This window comes from Citrobacter sp. JUb117 (assembly GCF_024809055.1).
GTDB lineage: Bacteria > Pseudomonadota > Gammaproteobacteria > Enterobacterales > Enterobacteriaceae > Citrobacter > Citrobacter gillenii.
Map to the genome: position 1 here is coordinate 169,326 of NZ_JANUFB010000006.1, position 18,395 is coordinate 187,720.

15 protein-coding genes are annotated in these 18,395 nt (G+C 53.2%); 10 read left to right on the plus strand and 5 right to left on the minus strand.

All coding sequences use genetic code 11. The annotated features are described in order from the left end of the window. Window positions 1–10: 10 nt before the first annotated feature. The 3 genes from mtlR to mtlA all read right to left on the minus strand — a co-directional run bounded on the left by mtlR (window position 11) and on the right by mtlA (window position 3,788). Complete coding sequence (mtlR, locus tag M2374_RS15280) at window positions 11–601, minus strand: mannitol operon repressor MtlR (RefSeq protein ID WP_181490832.1); 591 nt, start codon at window positions 599–601, stop codon at window positions 11–13. Next, window positions 598–1,746, minus strand: a complete 1,149-nt coding sequence (gene mtlD, locus M2374_RS15285) for a mannitol-1-phosphate 5-dehydrogenase (protein WP_181688640.1) — start codon at window positions 1,744–1,746, stop codon at window positions 598–600. The genes mtlR and mtlD overlap by 4 nt, the downstream gene beginning before the upstream one ends. A 128-nt stretch (window positions 1,747–1,874) precedes the next feature. After that, window positions 1,875–3,788 (minus strand): PTS mannitol transporter subunit IICBA, encoded by a 1,914-nt coding sequence (gene mtlA, locus M2374_RS15290; protein WP_115257184.1) that lies wholly within the window; start codon window positions 3,786–3,788, stop codon window positions 1,875–1,877. 530 nt (window positions 3,789–4,318) lie between these two features. Here mtlA and M2374_RS15295 point away from each other — a divergent pair. The 9 genes from M2374_RS15295 (at window position 4,319) to M2374_RS15335 (ending at window position 14,521) form a co-directional block, all read left to right on the plus strand. After that, window positions 4,319–4,675, plus strand: coding sequence for a DUF3302 domain-containing protein (locus tag M2374_RS15295; protein WP_115257185.1), 357 nt, complete (start codon window positions 4,319–4,321; stop codon window positions 4,673–4,675). Window positions 4,676–4,677: 2 nt separating this feature from the next. Next, window positions 4,678–5,814 (plus strand): HlyD family secretion protein, encoded by a 1,137-nt coding sequence (locus tag M2374_RS15300; protein WP_181688641.1) that lies wholly within the window; start codon window positions 4,678–4,680, stop codon window positions 5,812–5,814. Between the two features lie 70 nt (window positions 5,815–5,884). Then, window positions 5,885–6,493, plus strand: coding sequence for a glutathione S-transferase (locus tag M2374_RS15305; protein ID WP_181688642.1), 609 nt, complete (start codon window positions 5,885–5,887; stop codon window positions 6,491–6,493). A 97-nt stretch (window positions 6,494–6,590) separates the two neighbouring features. Beyond that, on the plus strand, window positions 6,591–7,982 hold the full coding sequence (gene selA / locus M2374_RS15310) for an L-seryl-tRNA(Sec) selenium transferase (RefSeq protein WP_181688643.1): 1,392 nt from the start codon (window positions 6,591–6,593) through the stop codon (window positions 7,980–7,982). Then, the gene (gene selB / locus M2374_RS15315; protein ID WP_117342535.1) at window positions 7,979–9,823 is read left to right on the plus strand and encodes a selenocysteine-specific translation elongation factor; all 1,845 of its coding nucleotides are present in this window, start codon (window positions 7,979–7,981) and stop codon (window positions 9,821–9,823) included. Before selA ends, selB begins: the two co-directional genes overlap by 4 nt. A gap of 189 nt (window positions 9,824–10,012) precedes the next feature. Next, window positions 10,013–11,164 (plus strand): L-threonine dehydrogenase, encoded by a 1,152-nt coding sequence (gene yiaY, locus M2374_RS15320; RefSeq protein ID WP_135911233.1) that lies wholly within the window; start codon window positions 10,013–10,015, stop codon window positions 11,162–11,164. Window positions 11,165–11,256: 92 nt separating this feature from the next. Further along, on the plus strand, window positions 11,257–12,795 hold the full coding sequence (aldB, locus tag M2374_RS15325) for an aldehyde dehydrogenase AldB (RefSeq protein WP_181688644.1): 1,539 nt from the start codon (window positions 11,257–11,259) through the stop codon (window positions 12,793–12,795). A 260-nt stretch (window positions 12,796–13,055) separates the two neighbouring features. Beyond that, entirely contained in the window at window positions 13,056–13,379 is a 324-nt protein-coding gene (locus M2374_RS15330) for a DUF3302 domain-containing protein (RefSeq protein ID WP_117342532.1), read from the plus strand. Between the two features lie 5 nt (window positions 13,380–13,384). After that, window positions 13,385–14,521, plus strand: a complete 1,137-nt coding sequence (locus tag M2374_RS15335) for an HlyD family secretion protein (RefSeq protein WP_135911235.1) — start codon at window positions 13,385–13,387, stop codon at window positions 14,519–14,521. Between the two features lie 16 nt (window positions 14,522–14,537). On the opposite strand, the gene M2374_RS15340 is transcribed toward M2374_RS15335, so the two are convergent. After that, window positions 14,538–15,491: a LysR family transcriptional regulator gene (locus M2374_RS15340; protein ID WP_115257191.1), complete on the minus strand. Its 954-nt coding sequence runs from the start codon at window positions 15,489–15,491 to the stop codon at window positions 14,538–14,540. A gap of 121 nt (window positions 15,492–15,612) precedes the next feature. Between M2374_RS15340 and M2374_RS15345 the strand changes: the two genes are divergently transcribed. Then, a complete protein-coding gene (locus M2374_RS15345) occupies window positions 15,613–16,353 on the plus strand; it encodes a MipA/OmpV family protein (protein ID WP_096759120.1) in 741 nt (246 codons plus the stop codon). A gap of 86 nt (window positions 16,354–16,439) precedes the next feature. On the opposite strand, the gene M2374_RS15350 is transcribed toward M2374_RS15345, so the two are convergent. Beyond that, window positions 16,440–18,395, minus strand: a complete 1,956-nt coding sequence (locus tag M2374_RS15350) for a glycoside hydrolase family 127 protein (RefSeq protein ID WP_137399628.1) — start codon at window positions 18,393–18,395, stop codon at window positions 16,440–16,442.

Genomic DNA, 18,395 nt, shown 5'->3' on the forward strand with positions numbered 1-18,395 from the left:
CGGTATGACGTTATTTCTGAAAGGCTTTCTTTAAGCTGATTTTAGAAATCAGCTCGGTCAGAGAGAGCACCATGGTTGAGCGTACCATTTGCTGGTAGCGCTGGATTTGCATGGCGTACAAACCCGAGTCTGAGGTATCAAACTGGGGCGGGGGCGGGAGCGCCGTCACGCAGTGCAGTTCACCAAACGGTCCGAGAATTTCGTCGTCGGTGAACGCATATTCATTACCGTCGTGATTCAATTCCTCACGCAGCGCCATCAGCAGTTCCGCATCTTCATACTCAGGGCGGCTGAGCACACCCAGGCCGTAGATCAGCTTCAGACGGACCGACAGATCGCCCAGCGGCCCGTCGCCGTCGAGCAACGGTTCCACTGCATATTTAACCGCGTAGTCGTCTTTGCGAAATACCTGAAGCACCAGGATATTCACCGCCTCGGTGAGTAAATCTACGGCGGTGATGAGGAAGCTGCGTACGGTTTTGCCAGCATTCAGACGCTCAAGCACACGATTTTCAAAGGCCTGCGTTTGTTCCATTATTGCCTGCATATCTGACAATCTGATATTCGGGCGCAGGCTGACCTGCGCCACACTGTGGATCATTTGGTTGCGTTATATGCGTTAACCGCCTCCGCCACCACGTCGCTGTTGGCATCCAGCCCGGAAACCTGTGCCAGCGCGGCCTGTGGGCCTTTTTCGTCAATCAGCGCTGCCAGTTCCTGCGCCTGCGGGTCTTCTTCACTGCGGTAATGCATCGCCGCAGCAATACCCTGCACCAGATTAACGTGCGGCAGGCCGTACTCCAGCGTGCCGAGCAGCGGCTTGATTAAACGGTCGCCTGCGCTCAGTTTACGCAGCGGCTGGCGGCCCACGCGCTCAACGTCATCTTTCAGGTACGGGTTTTCGAAACGACTGAGGATTTTCTGAATGTATGCTGCATGTTTTGCCGCATCAAAGCCATAGCGTTTGATCAGTACCGCGCCGCTCTCTTCCATCGCACCTTTTACCACTGTGCGGATTTTCTCGTCGAGAATCGCGTCACGGATGGTCTGATGACCGGTCAATTTTCCGAGGTACGCGGTTATAGCATGCCCCGTGTTCAGCGTGAAGAGCTTACGTTCGACAAATGCCATCAGGTTATCAGTTAATTCCATTCCCGGGATGTTTGGCAGCTCGCCTTTAAACTGGGTTTTGTCGACAATCCACTCGCTGAAGGTTTCTACGGTCACTTCCAGCGGGTCATTGGCGGCAGAGGCGGAAGGCGGAACAATACGGTCTACGGCAGAATCGACAAAACCAACGTGTTCTTCAACCCAGGCTTTATCCGCATCGTCCAGCACGTTCAGCACGTGGCCTTTCAGCTGGGTGGTGCCGCGCACCATGTTTTCACAGGCAATAATATTCAGAGGGGTGCTAATACCCTGCGCTTTACGCTTGATCAGCCCTTTGGCGATGGCAGGCGCAATGCGTTCCAGCACGACCGGACCAACCGCGGTGGTCACGAGATCAACCTGGGCAATCAGTTCAACGACATCGTCGCCGATGCTGCTGACGGCGTTAACGCCGGAAACGGTATCAACCTGCTCATTTTCACCGACAACATGAACCTGATAGCTATGACGGGCATTCAGGGCGTCGAGAACCACCTGATTTACATCCGCAAACGTCAGTTGTATCCCCGCGTCTGCCAGCAGTTTGCCGATAAAGCCACGACCGATATTACCTGCGCCAAAATGTAATGCTTTCATAGTATTAACCTTCATTAATGTTTTTACCCAAGAGGGCTGGGGTGAGGCTTTTCCCTCAACCTAACCCTCTCCACAAGGGAGAGGATTTTGTAGGCCCGGTAAGCATGAGTCCTACCGGGCAATAACGCTTACTTACGACCTGCCAGCAGTTCCAGCACTTCATCCACGCTGGTGGTCTGCGCCAGACGTTCGATCACGGATTCATCATCCAGCGCGTTGGTCAGGCTGGTAATCACCTGGATGTGCTCATTGTTACGCGCGGCGATACCAATCACCAGGCGGGCAATGTCGTCTTCTTCTTCACCGAAGCGCACACCTTCCGGGTACTGACAGAACACGATGCCGGTTTTCAGCACGCGATCTTTAGCTTCGATGGTGCCGTGCGGTACCGCAATGGACTCACCCAGGTAGGTAGAGGTCAGTTTTTCGCGATCCAGCATTGCCTGGACGTATTCCGGCTCAACATAGCCGCCTTTCACCAGTTGCTCACCGGCAAACAGAATGGCTTCTTCTTTGTTGGTGGCTTTACGGCCAAGGAAGATATTCTCCGCACCCAGTTTAAACAGGTTGTTATCACCTTCATCAAAACTGTCTTTCAGGTGGTCACGTACCTTCTCTTCGTTAACGTTGTGGCGCTGTGCGGCAACCAGACGCTCGGTCAGGCTGGTGTACAGACCGCTGTCGAGGAAGTTGGTCAGCGAAATGTGCTGCGCCTGCGGAACCTGGCGCATAGCGCGTTCGGTCAGGTCACGGTGTGTAATGACTAGATCCACATCCGGCGGCAGATTGTTAATCGCGCTGTTGGTGACGGAGATCTGAGACAGACCGGCATCCTGCACTTTCTTGCGCAGTACGCCTGCACCCATTGCGCTGGAGCCCATACCGGCATCACAGGCAACGATGATTTTACGCACATGGCTCAGGTCGTTGGTGACATCGCCCGCAGACAGCGGAGATGAACCTTTGGATTCTGCTTTCATGTCGTGCATGCGACGGGTCGCTGCATCAATGTCATCTTCTTCTTTCACTTTGCTGGTTTTCAGCAGAATGGCTGAGACCACAAAGGAGACCGCCATGGCCGCACAGATTGCCGCGATGTTAGCGAAGTACGCGCCTTTTGGCGTCATGGCCAGTACGGCCAGGATAGAGCCCGGAGAGGCCGGAGAAACCAGACCGCCGCCGAGGATAGTCAGCGTAAATACGCCGGTCATACCGCCGAGGATAACGGCCAGGATCAGACGTGGGTTCATCAGCACGTACGGGAAGTAGATTTCGTGGATACCGCCCAGGAAGTGGATGATAGCCGCACCGCCCGCAGACTGTTTAGCGCTACCGCGACCGAAGAACATGTACGCCAGCAGGACGCCCATACCCGGACCCGGGTTTGCTTCAATCAGGAAGAAGATGGATTTGCCCATCTCATGGGACTGCTGAATGCCCAGCGGTGAGAAAATACCGTGGTTGATGGCGTTGTTGAGGAACAGGATTTTCGCCGGTTCAACAAAGATAGACGCCAGCGGCAGCATGTCATGGACAACCATGAAGTTAACGCCTGCTGCCAGAATTTTGGACAGGGCCTCAACCAGTGGGCCAATGCCGAGGAACGCCAGGATAGCGAGGATCATCCCGATGATGCCGGCGGAGAAGTTGTTCACCAGCATCTCAAAGCCGGATTTAATCTTACCGTCAACCCAGTTATCGAAGTGTTTAATCGCCCAGCCGCCCAACGGACCGGCAATCATTGCGCCGAGGAACATCGGCATATCGGCACCGACGATCACACCCATTGTGGTGATGGCACCGACCACACCGCCGCGATCGCCACCCACCAATTTACCGCCGGTGTAACCAATCAGCAGCGGCAGAAGATAGGTGATCATAGGGCCAACGAGCTTAGCCAGCGTTTCGCTCGGCAACCACCCTGTCGGAATGAATAATGCGGTGATAATACCCCACGCGATAAACGCGCCGATATTCGGCATCACCATGTTGCTGAGGAATCGACCAAAGCTTTGCACTTTGATCTTAATATCGGATGACATAAAAACACCCCTTCTTATGTTTGCTATCGCGCAGGCTGAAAGCCCGAGGTTTGTTAATGTAGCGGCAGGAGGTAGCCGGACCCTGTAGATACTGCGAAATCTGGCACTGAATCGTTCAACTGTCCAGTCGACGCCTTTTTATGTGATATTCGTCACGTAAATATAGGGTGTATGGCGGTAGTTAATGTGATATTCATCACAAAGCACCAGTACAAAAAAACACCTCACGGTTAGAATTCACCCAAAAAGGCAGAAAAATGTGAATTGGTTCACGTTTTATGTTGGCGTGTTTGTTGAGTCTTTGTGATCTGAATCACAAGAAATTTTCATCTGTTTTTTTCCCAGTGTGATCTGAAGCAGATTCTCCCCCGCCCATTTTTTGCGGAAAATAAAGCAACTTTTACTCAGAAAATATATTTTTTTTGTGGTATGGCAAAAATTGCCAACTCCAGTTATGTTCAAGACATCAGCCAGGGTACATACGGCTGCCAGCACAAAAAAACTCTAATTAGTGTGAATTCGAGGCAGGTATGTTTCTAAATTATTTCGCGTTGGGCGTGCTCATTTTTGTCTTCCTGGTTCTGTTCTACGGAATCATCGCCATCCATGATATTCCCTACAACATGGCTAAAAAGCGTAACCATCCCCATGCCGATGCGATTCATACGGCGGGCTGGATTAGCTTGTTTACGCTCCATGCCATTTGGCCGTTCCTGTGGATTTGGGCCACGCTCTACCAACCCGAACGCGGCTGGGGGATGCAAAACCACATTCAACCAACGACGGGCAACCCTGATATTGACGCTCTTGCGAAGCGCGTAGCCGATCTGGAACAAAAACTGGCTGCGGTGCAACCCGCCGCTGATAAGAACACGCAGGAGCGCTGATCATGGATCTGTTGATTGTTTTGACCTACGTGGCATTTGCCTGGGCCATCTTTAAGATATTCCGTATCCCGGTAAACCAATGGACGCTTGCTACTGCAGCTTTAGGTGGCGTGTTTATTGTTGCGGGCCTCATTTTATTAATGAACTATAACCACCCGTATACCTACACTGCGCAAAAAGCGGTGATATCCATTCCAATTACGCCGCAGGTTACGGGGATTGTGAGTGAGGTTACCGATAAAAATAATCAGCTGATTAAAAAAGGCGAGGTGTTGTTCAAACTCGATCCAGGCCGCTACCAGGCGCGCGTCGACAGGCTGCAGGCCGACCTGGTTACCGCAACGCACAATATCGATAATTTAAAAGCGCAACTTTCGGAAGCGGTCGCCAACACCACGCGAGTGTCTGCCGAGCGCGATCGTCTGTATAAAGATTATCAACGCTACCTGAAAGGCAGCCAGGCGAAGGTTAACCCGTTTTCTGAAAGCGATATCGACAACGCCCGCCAAAACTACCTGGCACAAGATGCGCTGGTGAAAGGCTCCGTTGCGGAACAAACCCAGATCCAAAGTCAGTTAGACAGCATGGTTAACGGCGAGCAGTCGCAGGTTGCCTCTCTGCGTGCTCAGCTTGCTGAAGCCAAATACAATCTGGATCAGACCGTCGTGCGTGCGCCAAGTAATGGCTATATCACGCAGTTGCTGATCCGTCCGGGGACTTATGCCGCTGCGCTGCCTCTGCGACCGGTGATGGTCTTTATTCCGGAACAGAAACGTCAGATTGTGGCCCAGTTCCGCCAGAACTCATTGCTGCGTCTTGAACCGGGCGATGAAGCGGAAGTGGTGTTTAATGCGCTACCAGGCCAGGTTTTCTCCGGTAAATTGACCAGCATTCTGCCGGTTGTGCCGGGAGGTTCTTATCAGGCTCAGGGCGCATTGCAGTCCTTAACGGTGGTGCCGGGTACCGATGGCGTGCTGGCAACGATTGAACTGGAGCCGAATGCCGAAGTTGACGCCTTACCGGACGGCATTTATGCCCAGGTGGCGGTTTACTCCGACCATTTCGCCCACGTGTCGGTGATGCGTAAAGTACTGCTGCGTATGACCAGCTGGATGCATTACCTTTATTTAGATCATTGAGACCGTCGTCACCTGCCATTTGCCGTGGCCTGAGCCATACTGATATTTTTGTTGGCAAAAAGGACACGGCATGAAACTCATTGGTAGCTACACCAGCCCTTTTGTGCGAAAAATCTCTATTCTGTTGCTGGAAAAGGGCATTACCTTCGAATTCGTTAATGAACTCCCCTACAACGTCGAAAACGGCGTGGCGCGCTACAACCCGTTAGGAAAAGTGCCCGCGCTGGTCACCGATGAGGGCGAGTACTGGTTCGATTCGCCAATCATCGCCGAATACATTGAGCTGCTGGATATTGCGCCAGCCATGTTACCGCGCGATCCGCTGGCGGCGCTGAAGGTGCGTCAGATTGAAGCGCTGGCGGACGGTATTATGGATGCTGGACTTGTCTCCGTACGTGAACAGGCCCGGCCAGCCGCACTGCAATCAGAAATCGAACTGCTGCGCCAGCGCGAGAAAATTACCCGCAGCCTGGATGTGCTGGAAGGCTATCTGGCAGACGGCACCCTGAAAACGGACACGGTGAATCTGGCCACCGTCGCCATCGCCTGCGCCGTGGGTTATCTCAATTTCCGTCGCGTCGCACCCGGCTGGTGTGTTGACCGACCGCGACTGGTTAAACTGGTGGAAACGCTCTTTCAGCGTGAGAGCTTTGCCCGCACGGAACCGCCAAAGGCTTGATGCGTATTATGTCCGCCTGAGCAAACTCACGGTACAATCCCCCCATATTGCTATCCCTCTCCCCGGCGGAGAGGGCCACCAACAGCCAGGCCCTTTCATGACAACCGACATGCGTTCACTCTACAGCCAGCTTCCTGCGATCGATCGTTTATTGCGCGACAGCGCCTTTCTTGCCTTACGTGAGTCTCACGGTCATACCCAGGTGGTGGAGCTTCTTCGCCATATGCTCGACGAAGCAAGGGAAACGATTCGCGACACGCAGGCACTCCCGGCGTGGAGTGACGACTGGGCGCAAGAAGCCAGCGCCCGGCTGGAACGCGAGTCGCACAGCGCGCTGCGTCCGGTCATCAACCTGACGGGTACGGTGCTGCACACCAACCTGGGTCGTGCGTTGCAGGCGCAAGAAGCGATTGAGGCGGTGATGCAGGTGATGCACGCGCCGGTGACGCTGGAGTATGACCTCGACGGCGCCGGTCGTGGGCATCGCGATCGTGCGCTGGCGGACCTGTTGTGTCGCATTACGGGAGCCGAAGATGCCTGCATCGTTAATAACAATGCGGCAGCGGTGCTGCTGATGTTGGCAGCAACCGCCAATGGTAAAGAGGTGGTGGTTTCACGCGGTGAGCTGGTGGAAATTGGCGGCGCATTTCGTATTCCGGACGTGATGCGCCAGGCCGGGTGCGTTCTACATGAGGTCGGTACCACTAACCGGACGCACGCCAGCGATTACCGTCAGGCAGTGAATGAAAATACCGGTCTGTTGATGAAAGTGCATACCAGCAATTACAGCATTGAAGGCTTTACCAAAACGGTGGATGAAGCCGAGCTGGCGGCGATCGGTCATGAGCTGGATATTCCGGTGGTGACGGATCTGGGCAGCGGCTCGCTGGTGGATCTCAGCCTGTACGGTTTACCCAAGGAGCCGATGCCGCAGCAGTTGATTGCCGCGGGTGTTAGCCTGGTCAGCTTCTCGGGCGACAAGCTGCTGGGCGGGCCGCAGGCCGGAATTATCGTCGGTAAGAAAGAGATGATTGCCCGGCTGCAGCGTCATCCGCTGAAACGTGCGCTGCGGGCCGATAAAATGACCCTGGCGGCACTGGAAGCCACGCTGCGGCTCTATTTACACCCGGAAGCACTGGCAGAAAAATTACCCACGCTGCGCCTGCTCACTCGTAAGGAAGAGGCGATCCGCGAACAGGCACAACGCTTACAGGCACAGCTCGAACAACATTATGGCGGCGAGTTTGCACTGAACGTGATGCCTTGTCTGTCGCAGATTGGCAGTGGTTCGCTACCGGTTGATAGACTGCCCAGCGCGGCATTAACCTTTACCCCGCATGACGGGCGCGGTAGCCGCCTTGAGGCCCTGGCTGCCCGCTGGCGCGCGCTACCGGTGCCGGTCATTGGGCGAATTTATGATGGCCGCTTATGGCTGGATCTGCGCTGTCTTGAAGACGAGCCCCGGTTTATGGAGATGATGCTGAAATGATTATTGCAACAGCCGGACACGTTGACCACGGAAAAACCACGTTATTACAGGCGATTACCGGTGTGAATGCCGATCGCCTGCCGGAAGAAAAAAAACGCGGCATGACCATCGATTTGGGCTATGCCTACTGGCCGCAGCCGGATGGCCGCGTGCTGGGGTTTATCGACGTTCCCGGACACGAAAAGTTTCTGTCCAACATGCTGGCGGGCGTCGGCGGCATCGATCACGCGCTGTTAGTGGTGGCCTGCGATGATGGCGTGATGGCGCAAACGCGGGAGCATTTGCAGATCCTGCAACTGACGGGCAATCCGCAGCTCACCGTGGCGCTGACCAAAGCCGATCGCGTGGATGACGCGCGTATTGACGACGTGCGTGCAGAAGTGCAGTCAACGCTGGCGAACTTTGGTTTTGCCGGGGCGACACTTTTCGTGACCGCTGCCAGTGAAGGGCTGGGTATTGATGCATTACGTGAGCATCTGCTGCAGCTGCCTGCGCGAGAGCTGGCCCGCAATCACACCTTCCGGCTGGCAATTGACCGCGCCTTTACGGTGAAGGGGGCGGGCCTGGTGGTTACCGGCACGGCGCTCAGTGGTGAAGTGAACGTTGGCGACACGCTGTGGCTGACTGGGGTCAACAAACCGATGCGCGTGCGTAGTCTGCATGCGCAAAACCAGGCCACTGAGTACGCTCATGCCGGGCAGCGTATTGCCCTGAATATTGCTGGCGATGCGGAGAAAGAACAGCTCACCCGCGGTGACTGGCTGTTGTCCGATGCACCGCCGGATGCCTTGACCCGCGTCATTGTCTCTTTAGAGCACGCCGCCCCGCTGACACAGTGGCAACCGCTGCATATTCACCACGCGGCCAGCCACGTGACCGGGCGTATTTCCCTGCTCGAAGGGACGCTGGCGGAGCTGGTGTTTGATACGCCGCTGTGGCTGGCCGATAACGACAGACTGGTGCTGCGCGATATTTCTGCCCGCACGACGCTTGCGGGTGCACGCGTGGTGACGCTCAACCCGCCGCGTCGTGGCAAGCGTAAACCGGAGTATCTGCAGTGGCTATCGGCGCTGGAAAACGCACAGAATGACGGCGACGCGCTGGCAGTGCATCTGACGCGTGGCGCGGTGAACATCCCCGATTTCGCATGGGCGCGCCAGCTTAACGGCGACGGGATGCGCCCGTTGATTGAGCAACATGGTTTTATTCAGGCTGGATATAGCCTGTTGAATGCCTCTGTCGCCGCCCGCTGGCAGCGTAAAATTTTGGATACGCTGGCGACGTACCACGAGCAGCATCGCGATGAACCGGGACCGGGGCGTGAGCGTCTGCGGCGCATGGCGCTGCCGATGGAAGACGAAGCGCTGGTCCTGCTGCTGATCGAAAAAATGCGCGATAGCGGCGTTATCCATAGCCACCATGGCTGGCTGCATTTACCGGACCATAAGGCCGGCTTTAGCGATGAGCAGCAGGCCATCTGGCAAAAAGTTGAGCCTCTCTTCGGTGATGAGCCGTGGTGGGTGCGGGACCTGGCGAAAGAAACGGGCACAGATGAGCAGGCCATGCGTCTGGCGTTACGGCAGGCAGCGCAGCAGGGCATCATTACCGCGATCGTCAAAGATCGCTATTATCGTAACGATCGCATCGTGGCTTTTGCCAATATGATCCGCGAACTGGATCTGGAAAGAGGATCAACCTGTGCCGCTGATTTCCGCGACAGGCTGAATGTGGGACGTAAATTGGCTATCCAAATTCTGGAATATTTTGACCGTATTGGGTTTACCCGTCGCCGGGGAAATGATCATTTATTACGCGATGCATTACTGTTTCCCGAAAAGTAATGACACAATTAATTCATAGAAAACATGAATTAATACAAAATAGCGGTTGATTTATATAAGCACATTAGATTTTAAACCTAATGTGCTTTTTTAATTTCTGGTGTTATTAAAATAACAACCACGATCATATTTTGATGGGATTTTCACACGTATGCTGCCTACCTCTTTAGAGTAATTAAGGATTGTACAATGGCTGCTTCAACATTTTTTATCCCATCTGTGAACGTAATAGGTACTGGTGCATTGAAGGATGCCATGAATACAATGGCGGAATATGGATTCCGTCGTACGTTAATCGTGACGGATGCCATGCTGACCCAATTAGGGATGGCGGGCGATATTCAAAAGGCCTTACAGGAACGTGATATTTTCAGTGTTATTTTTGATGGTACACATCCTAACCCAACTACCAGCAACGTTGCGGCGGGTCTGAAACTTCTGCAAGAACACCAGTGTGATAGCGTTATTTCCCTGGGCGGCGGCTCACCACACGACTGTGCGAAAGGCATTGCGCTGGTGGCGGCTAACGGCGGCGACATTCGTGACTACGAAGGCGTTGACCGTTCTGCAAAACCACAGCTGCCGATGATTGCCATCAACACCACGGCGGGTACGGCATCTGAAATGACCCGTTTCTGCATCATCACTGATGAAGAACGCCACATTAAAATGGCGATTGTTGATAAGCACGTGACCCCGCTGCTGTCGGTAAATGATTCCTCGCTGATGGTCGGTATGCCGAAGTCTCTGACGGCGGCCACCGGTATGGATGCGCTGACCCACGCCATTGAAGCCTATGTTTCCACTGCCGCCACGCCAATTACCGATGCTTGTGCGCTCAAAGCGGTAACGATGATTGCTGAAAATCTGACGGTTGCCGTGGAAGAGGGCAGCAACGCGCAGGCGCGCGAAGCCATGGCCTACGCGCAGTTCCTCGCCGGTATGGCCTTTAACAATGCATCTCTGGGTTACGTTCACGCAATGGCGCACCAGCTGGGCGGTTTCTATAACCTGCCGCACGGGGTGTGCAACGCCGTCCTGCTGCCGCATGTTCAGGTGTTCAACAGCAAGGTTGCTGCGGCTCGCCTGCGTGACTGCGCGGCTGCAATGGGTGTGAATGTGGCGGATATGAGCGAAGCGCAAGGCGCTGAGGCCTGCATCGCGGCGATCCGTGAGCTGGCGCAGAAAGTGGCAATTCCGGCAGGCCTGCGCGACCTGAACGTGAAGGAAGAAGATTTTGCTATTCTGGCGACCAACGCCCTGAAGGATGCCTGTGGTTTTACCAACCCGATTCAGGCGACGCATGAGGAAATCATGGCGATCTATCGCGCGGCAATGTAAACCGTGACATCTGTCGTAAAGCAGTAAATGGCTGGCGAATAATTCGCCAGTCCCGTCTACCTTTGTAGTACCCCTACAGCAAGGAGACGGTCATGACCAATAACCCCCCTTCAACGCGTATTCATCCCGGCGAGTATGGTTATCCCCTGAAGTTAAAAGCCCGATACGATAACTTTATCGGCGGCGATTGGGTGGCACCGGTGGACGGTGAGTATTACCAGAACCTGACGCCGGTCACCGGGCAGTTACTGTGCGAAGTGGCCTCTTCCGGCAAAAAAGACATCGACCTGGCATTGGATGCCGCGCACAAAGTCAAAGATAAATGGGCGCATACGTCCGTCCAGGATCGTGCTGCGCTCCTGTTCAAGATTGCCGATCGCATGGAGCAAAACCTGGAGCTGCTGGCGACGGCAGAAACCTGGGATAACGGTAAGCCAATCCGCGAAACCAGCACGGCAGATGTGCCGCTGGCCATTGACCATTTCCGCTATTTCGCCTCCTGTATTCGAGCCCAGGAAGGGGGGATCAGTGAAGTCGACAGCGATACGGTGGCGTATCATTTCCATGAACCGCTCGGCGTAGTCGGGCAAATTATCCCGTGGAACTTCCCGTTGCTGATGGCGAGCTGGAAGATGGCGCCGGCCCTGGCAGCGGGTAACTGCGTGGTGCTGAAGCCAGCTCGTCTGACGCCGCTGTCGGTGCTGCTGCTGATGGAAGTTATCGGTGATTTGCTGCCACCGGGCGTGGTGAACGTGGTCAACGGTGCGGGCGGAGAAATCGGCGAATATCTGGCGACATCAAAACGCATTGCGAAAGTGGCGTTTACCGGATCGACGGAAGTCGGCCAGCAGATCATGCAGTACGCCACACAGAATATTATCCCTGTCACGCTGGAACTGGGTGGCAAGTCGCCGAATATCTTCTTTGCCGACGTTATGGATGAGGAAGATGCGTTCTTTGACAAGGCGCTGGAAGGCTTTGCGCTATTTGCCTTCAACCAGGGCGAGGTGTGTACTTGCCCGAGTCGTGCACTGGTGCAGGAATCTATATACGAACGTTTTATGGAGCGAGCCATTCGCCGTGTGGAGAGTATCCGCAGCGGTAACCCGCTTGATAGCGTCACGCAAATGGGCGCGCAGGTCTCACATGGGCAGTTAGAAACCATTTTGAACTACATTGATATCGGTAAGAAAGAAGGGGCGGATGTCCTGACCGGCGGGCGGCGTAAGCAACTGGATGGGGAGTTAAAAGAGGGCTACTACCTCGAGCCAACCATCCTGTACGGCAAGAACAATATGCGCGTTTTCCAGGAAGAGATCTTCGGCCCGGTGCTGGCGGTCACAACCTTTAAAACTATGGAAGACGCGCTGGAGATCGCCAACGATACCCAATACGGACTGGGTGCCGGCGTCTGGAGCCGTAACGGTAATCTGGCCTACAAGATGGGACGTGGTATTCAGGCCGGACGCGTCTGGACCAACTGCTACCATGCCTACCCGGCACATGCGGCGTTTGGCGGCTATAAACAGTCGGGTATCGGGCGGGAAACTCACAAGATGATGCTGAACCACTACCAGCAGACCAAGTGCCTGCTGGTGAGCTACTCTGATAAACCGCTGGGGCTGTTTTAATCTCCTGTCACTTATTGCCCGGTATCGCATAGCGAGCCGGGCATCAAGTTCTGCTCTGCAGTTTACTCAGGTAAATGACTGGGGTGAGCGAACGAAGCCAACAAAGAAGCAGTTCAAAAGACGATGGGTATATATAAACCCATATATCGTTATATAAATAAGACAATTGCATCCAATCTGGTTATTCCTCTATTATGCTCAAATCTATTATTTAAAACTAATAGCATACAAATTCTTTATTTTTAATCCCTGAGGCAAATATGTTTCTTGATTATTTTGCATTAGGAGTGCTTATTTTTGTATTCCTGGTCATTTTTTATGGGGTTATTATTCTGCATGATATTCCCTATCTAATTGCAAAAAAACGTAACCATCCTCATGCCGACGCTATCCATGTTGCGGGATGGGTAAGTCTGTTTACGCTGCATGTTATTTGGCCCTTTTTATGGATTTGGGCAACGCTGTACCGCCCGGAGCGCGGTTGGGGCATGCAAAGCGCTGATTCTTCCCTGATTCAACTTCAGGAGCGGGTAGCCGATCTGGAAAAGAAACTGGCCGAGGTTAAGACCTCCCCGGCGGAGTAATATCGATGGATTTACTGATCGTTTTGACCTATGTGGCTTGTGCATGGTCTGTATTTAAAATTTTTAAAATTCCTGTAAATAAATGGACAGTACCAACTGCAGCATTGGGCGGTATTTTTATTGTTTGCGGACTTATATTACTGATGAACTATAACCATCCGTATACATTTAAGGCGCAAAAGGCGGTTATTTCTATTCCCGTCGTGCCGCAGGTGACCGGGGTGGTAACAGAAGTCACGGATAAGAAAAACACGCTGATCAAAAAAGGCGAGGTGCTGTTTAAGCTTAACCCAGGGCGTTATCAGGCGAGGGTTGACCGCCTGAAAGCCGATATTGTCACGGCACAGCATAAAGAGCAGGCGCTGGTTGCGCAGTTAGATGAAATGAAAGCGAACACGCAGCAGAAAAAGGCCACGCGTGACAAGTTGGCAAAAGATTACCAGCGTTACGCGCAGGGTAGCCAGGCGAAGGTAAATCCTTTTTCTGAACGCGATATCGATGCGGCACGGCAAAACTATCTGGCGCAGGAAGCGTCGGTAAAATCGTCCCTCGCAGAGCAACAGCAAATACAGAGCCAGTTAGACAGCATGGTGATGGGTGAGCATTCACAAATTGCCAGCCTGAAAGCCCAGCTGGCGGAAGCAGAATTTAACCTCGATCAAACCGTGGTTCGTGCGCCCAGCGATGGCTATGTTACCCAGGTGCTGATCCGACCGGGCACCTATGCCGCTGCGCTGCCGATGCGTCCGGTGATGGTGTTTATCCCGGATCAAAAACGACAGATTATTGCCCAGTTCCGCCAAAACTCACTTCTGCGACTGGAGCCAGGTGACGAAGCTGAAGTGGTATTTAACGCGCTACCGGGGAAAGTTTATAGCGGAAAACTGGCCGCGATTAGCCCGGCGGTTCCGGGGGGGACGTATCAGTCGAACGGCGCGTTGCAATCCTTAAACTCCACGCCGGGTTCGGAAGGGGTGATCGCCACGATTGAACTGAATGAGAATGTGGACGTCAACGCGTTGCCTGATGGTATTTACGCTCAGGTCGCGGTGTATTCGGACCATTTCGCCCATGTATCAGTGATGCGTAAGGTCCTGTTACGCATGACCAGTTGGGTGCATTACCTGTATCTCGACCACTAGGTGCAGACTATATTACTTACTCAGGTGGCTGTTGTAGCACCTGAGTAAGCTGCTCGCGAATCTCCGCCAACATCTCATCCAGAATAAACTGCACTCGCCAGGGTTGGTATTCACGCTTACGGAAAATCGCGACCAGATCCAGCCACCACTCGTGCTGTTCAGAGAAGCACGGAACCAGCGCCCCAGCCTCAATATCAAGTTGAACGCTTTCATTGGGCGCAAAAACAATGCCCAGATGATTACGTGCCAGCGCCAGCGCGGATTGTGTATTATCGCAGACGTAATTTCCTGTCACCCGATAGTCATGCATCTCCTTGCCACCGGCTGAATTGAATCGCCAAATATTGGCGTCATCAATCATCATTGAATCAATCAAAATACAGGAATGTTGCTCCAGTTCTTCAGGGCTACTGATGGGGTGTTTATCGAGATATCCCTGGCTGGCAAAAGCCGTAACCGCATATTTAGTAATGAAACTGGCAACCAGTGTTTCATCTTTGGGATGTGCGTAGGAAATTAAAACATCACAATCATCAGGGAATTCGACCCCTTCATAAAATGCTTTACGTTCCAGGTTATAGGTTTTCAGCGAGAGGCTAATTCCACCAATATTCTGAATTTTTGCAATAACATGTTGCGATAAGTAAGCAATAATTCCCGTCGGTGCATATACCGTGACCCGACCACGTTTTTCATGCTTATAATCGGCAATAAAATTGTTCAGCTGCTCGTTTCTGTCTAACATGTCATTGATGTAGGGTAGCAACGCGGTGCCAAAGGGCGTCAGGGTAAGTTGTCGGGTGGTTCTGTCAAACACCTTTAATCCAACTTTTGATTCAAAATCAGCAAGATATTTGCTGACGTTGGCCTGCGCAATGCCGAGTACGGTTGCGGCATGGCTGATGTTTTCACTGGCAGCAATGACCGAAATAATTTTCAGTTCCCGGTGTTTGAGTTGTAATTTGTTCATCGCTGAATCCAATATATATATGATTTTATATATTACTATATAAATATGCGTCTTGCACTGATGAAATTGTAAGCATTATTATGCGCCTGCTTTGTAGCTTATTTTAAAATGGAAAGTTGGCATGTTAATTAAACGCAATATTGCGGCGCTAGTTGCTTTGTCTTTTATGGCAAGTGCATCAGCCGCAGAGTTTTCTCTTGGCGGTGGGGCTGTATATAACGAATCTCCTTATCGTGGATACAATGAAAATGTCCATGCAGTACCGCTTATCAGTTATGAAGGCGAATCATTTTATTTTAGGCAAACAACGCTAGGTTATATTCTGTCGAAGAGTGAAAGTAATGAATTTAGCATTACTGCTTCGTGGATGCCGCTTGAGTTTGACCCAGGCGATAACGACGATCATGCGATGAAGCAGCTCGACAAGCGTGACGCAACCGCAATGGCGGGGGCCGCATGGTATCACCATGAGAAATGGGGCAGCGTGAAAGTCTCTGCCGCAGCGGATGTAATGGACAACAGCAGCGGTTGGGCTGGCGAAGTTTCTCTGTTCCGTCCAATGCCGATGGGCAAGCTGACGCTGACGCCGTCCATTGGTGTGCTCTACTACGATGAAAAATTCAACGAATATTACTACGGCATCTCAGGCAATGAGTCTCGCCGTAGCGGGTTATCTAGCTATTCCCCAGGCGATAGCTGGACACCGTATGCCGGTCTGTCCGCAAAATATGCGTTAACCGCTAACCTGACACTGCTGGCCAGCGCCAACTATAGCGTGCTGCCAGATGATATTAAGGATAGCCCAATGGTTGATCGCGATGACAGCTTCACTTTCCTGTCAGGGGTGAGCTGGCGTTTCTGATTCTCACCCGTTTGTCCTCATGGAAGAGGGCAATTTTTTCATGATGTTTTGACGGATGGCGCCAACAGTCGCCATCCGTCATATCATTACTGCTCGTTGACCCAAATCCGCATTTCACCTTCACCACGGTTCGCCCAGCTAAACCACGGAATAAACGTCAGCGTATGCGTTTGCCGGGAAGCGGGGGAGACATCGTAGTGCCACAACGATTGCTGCGTGGCATCATCAGCGCTTTGCTTCACCCCTTCCGTTTGAATCAGTATTTTATGGCTGAATAGCCCTTTCCCCTCAAAGACCCTGAATTCACTCTCTTTGGGCAGCCACAGGTTATGCAATTCCTCGCCGTTATCCGCCTGCTCCAGACAATAGACTAACGGTCCACGTTGAATGGCAACTTTACCGGCAACATGGCGAACCAGCGGATTGCCGTATACCCGACGCACCGGCATCGGGAGCGTCAGGCTCAGCGTATCCCCTTCTTGCCAGGTGCGGGTTATGTGCAAATAGCCTTTGCGAATATCCTGCTCGACCGGCAGACCGTTCAGCATTACCTGCGGCGCGGAGCACCAGTCCGGCAGGCGTAGTGCCAGGGTGTGGTGTACTGGCTGCACGGAATCAATGGTGATATTAACCTGCTCATGCCACGGATAATCTCCGCTAATGCGGAGTTTCAGCGTCCCGTTTTCAACGGGTATTTCCATGCTGTTGCCCACATACATATTGATATACAGCGCGTCCTGGCGCGGCGTGTAGAGGTAATGGCCAATCGACGTTAACACGCGCGCGATATTCGGTGGGCAGCAGGCGCAGCCAAACCAGCGCTGGCGAATGGGCTTCACGTGGTCATAAATATGGTTAAATTTTAGAGATTTAGGATGCACTTCCAGCGGGTTAACGTAGAAAAAGTGTTTTCCGTCAAGCGCCATACCACCCAGTACGGTGTTATACAGTGCGCGTTCCATTACGTCGGCGTACTGACTATCGGCCTCCATCTCCAGCATCCGGCGGGCGAACATCATCAGACCAATAGAGGCGCAGCTTTCCGCATACACAGAGTCGTTGGGCAGATCGTAGTCGCTGCTAAATGCCTCGCCGCTGCTTTGCGAGCCGATCCCGCCGGTAATGTACAGCTGGCGCTGGGCCATATTGTTCCACAGTCGCAGGCAGTCCTGGCGCTTGCCTTCGTCCTGGCTTAAGCGTGCCAGGTGGGCCACTCCTGTCATCAGGTAGACAAAGCGCACGGCGTGACCGATGGCGGTTTGCTGTTCAGATATTGGCTGGTGCGCCTGGCTGTAAGGCTTGTCTTTCACCATCCACGCCGGTCCGTAGGTGTGCCAGTAGGAGGTGCGACCGCGTTTTTCGTACTCTTCATCGTAGAAATGCGGCTGTGTGCCACGCTGCTCAACAAAATAATTTACCAGCGTCATATACCGTGGTTGCTGCGTGACTTCATACAATCGCATGAGCGCCAGCTCAATTTCCGGGTGTCCGGGATAGCCATGCAGCTGGTTTTCACCGGGTCCAAAAACGTTGTCGATATGGTCTGCCAGACGACATACCACCTCCAGTAAGCGGCGTTTTCCCGTCGCCTGAAAGAAGGCCACACCCGCTTCTATCATGTGACCCGCGCAGTACAGCTCATGACATTCGGCCAGATTCGTCCAGCGTTCTTCAGGGGCCTTCACCGTAAAATAGGTGTTGAGATAGCCATCTTCGCACTGGGCGGCGGCGACCAGTTCAATCACCTCATCGGCGGTTTTTTCCAGCTCGGTATCCGGTTTCTGACACAGCGACCAGGCCACGGCCTCCAGCCATTTGGCCACGTCGCTATCCTGAAAAACCATGCCGTAAAACTCACCGGATTGCTGGCCCGCAGCAATGCGGAAATTCTCGATAGCGTGGCTGGGATCGGCTTCTGCAATACGGTCATTGAGCGCATCCCACTGATAGGGGATCACCACGTCGCGCACCAGTTGCTGGTATTGTCCGAGGAACGGATCGCTGACCGTGAGCTTATGCAGGTCGACTTCCTGTGCGTTCAT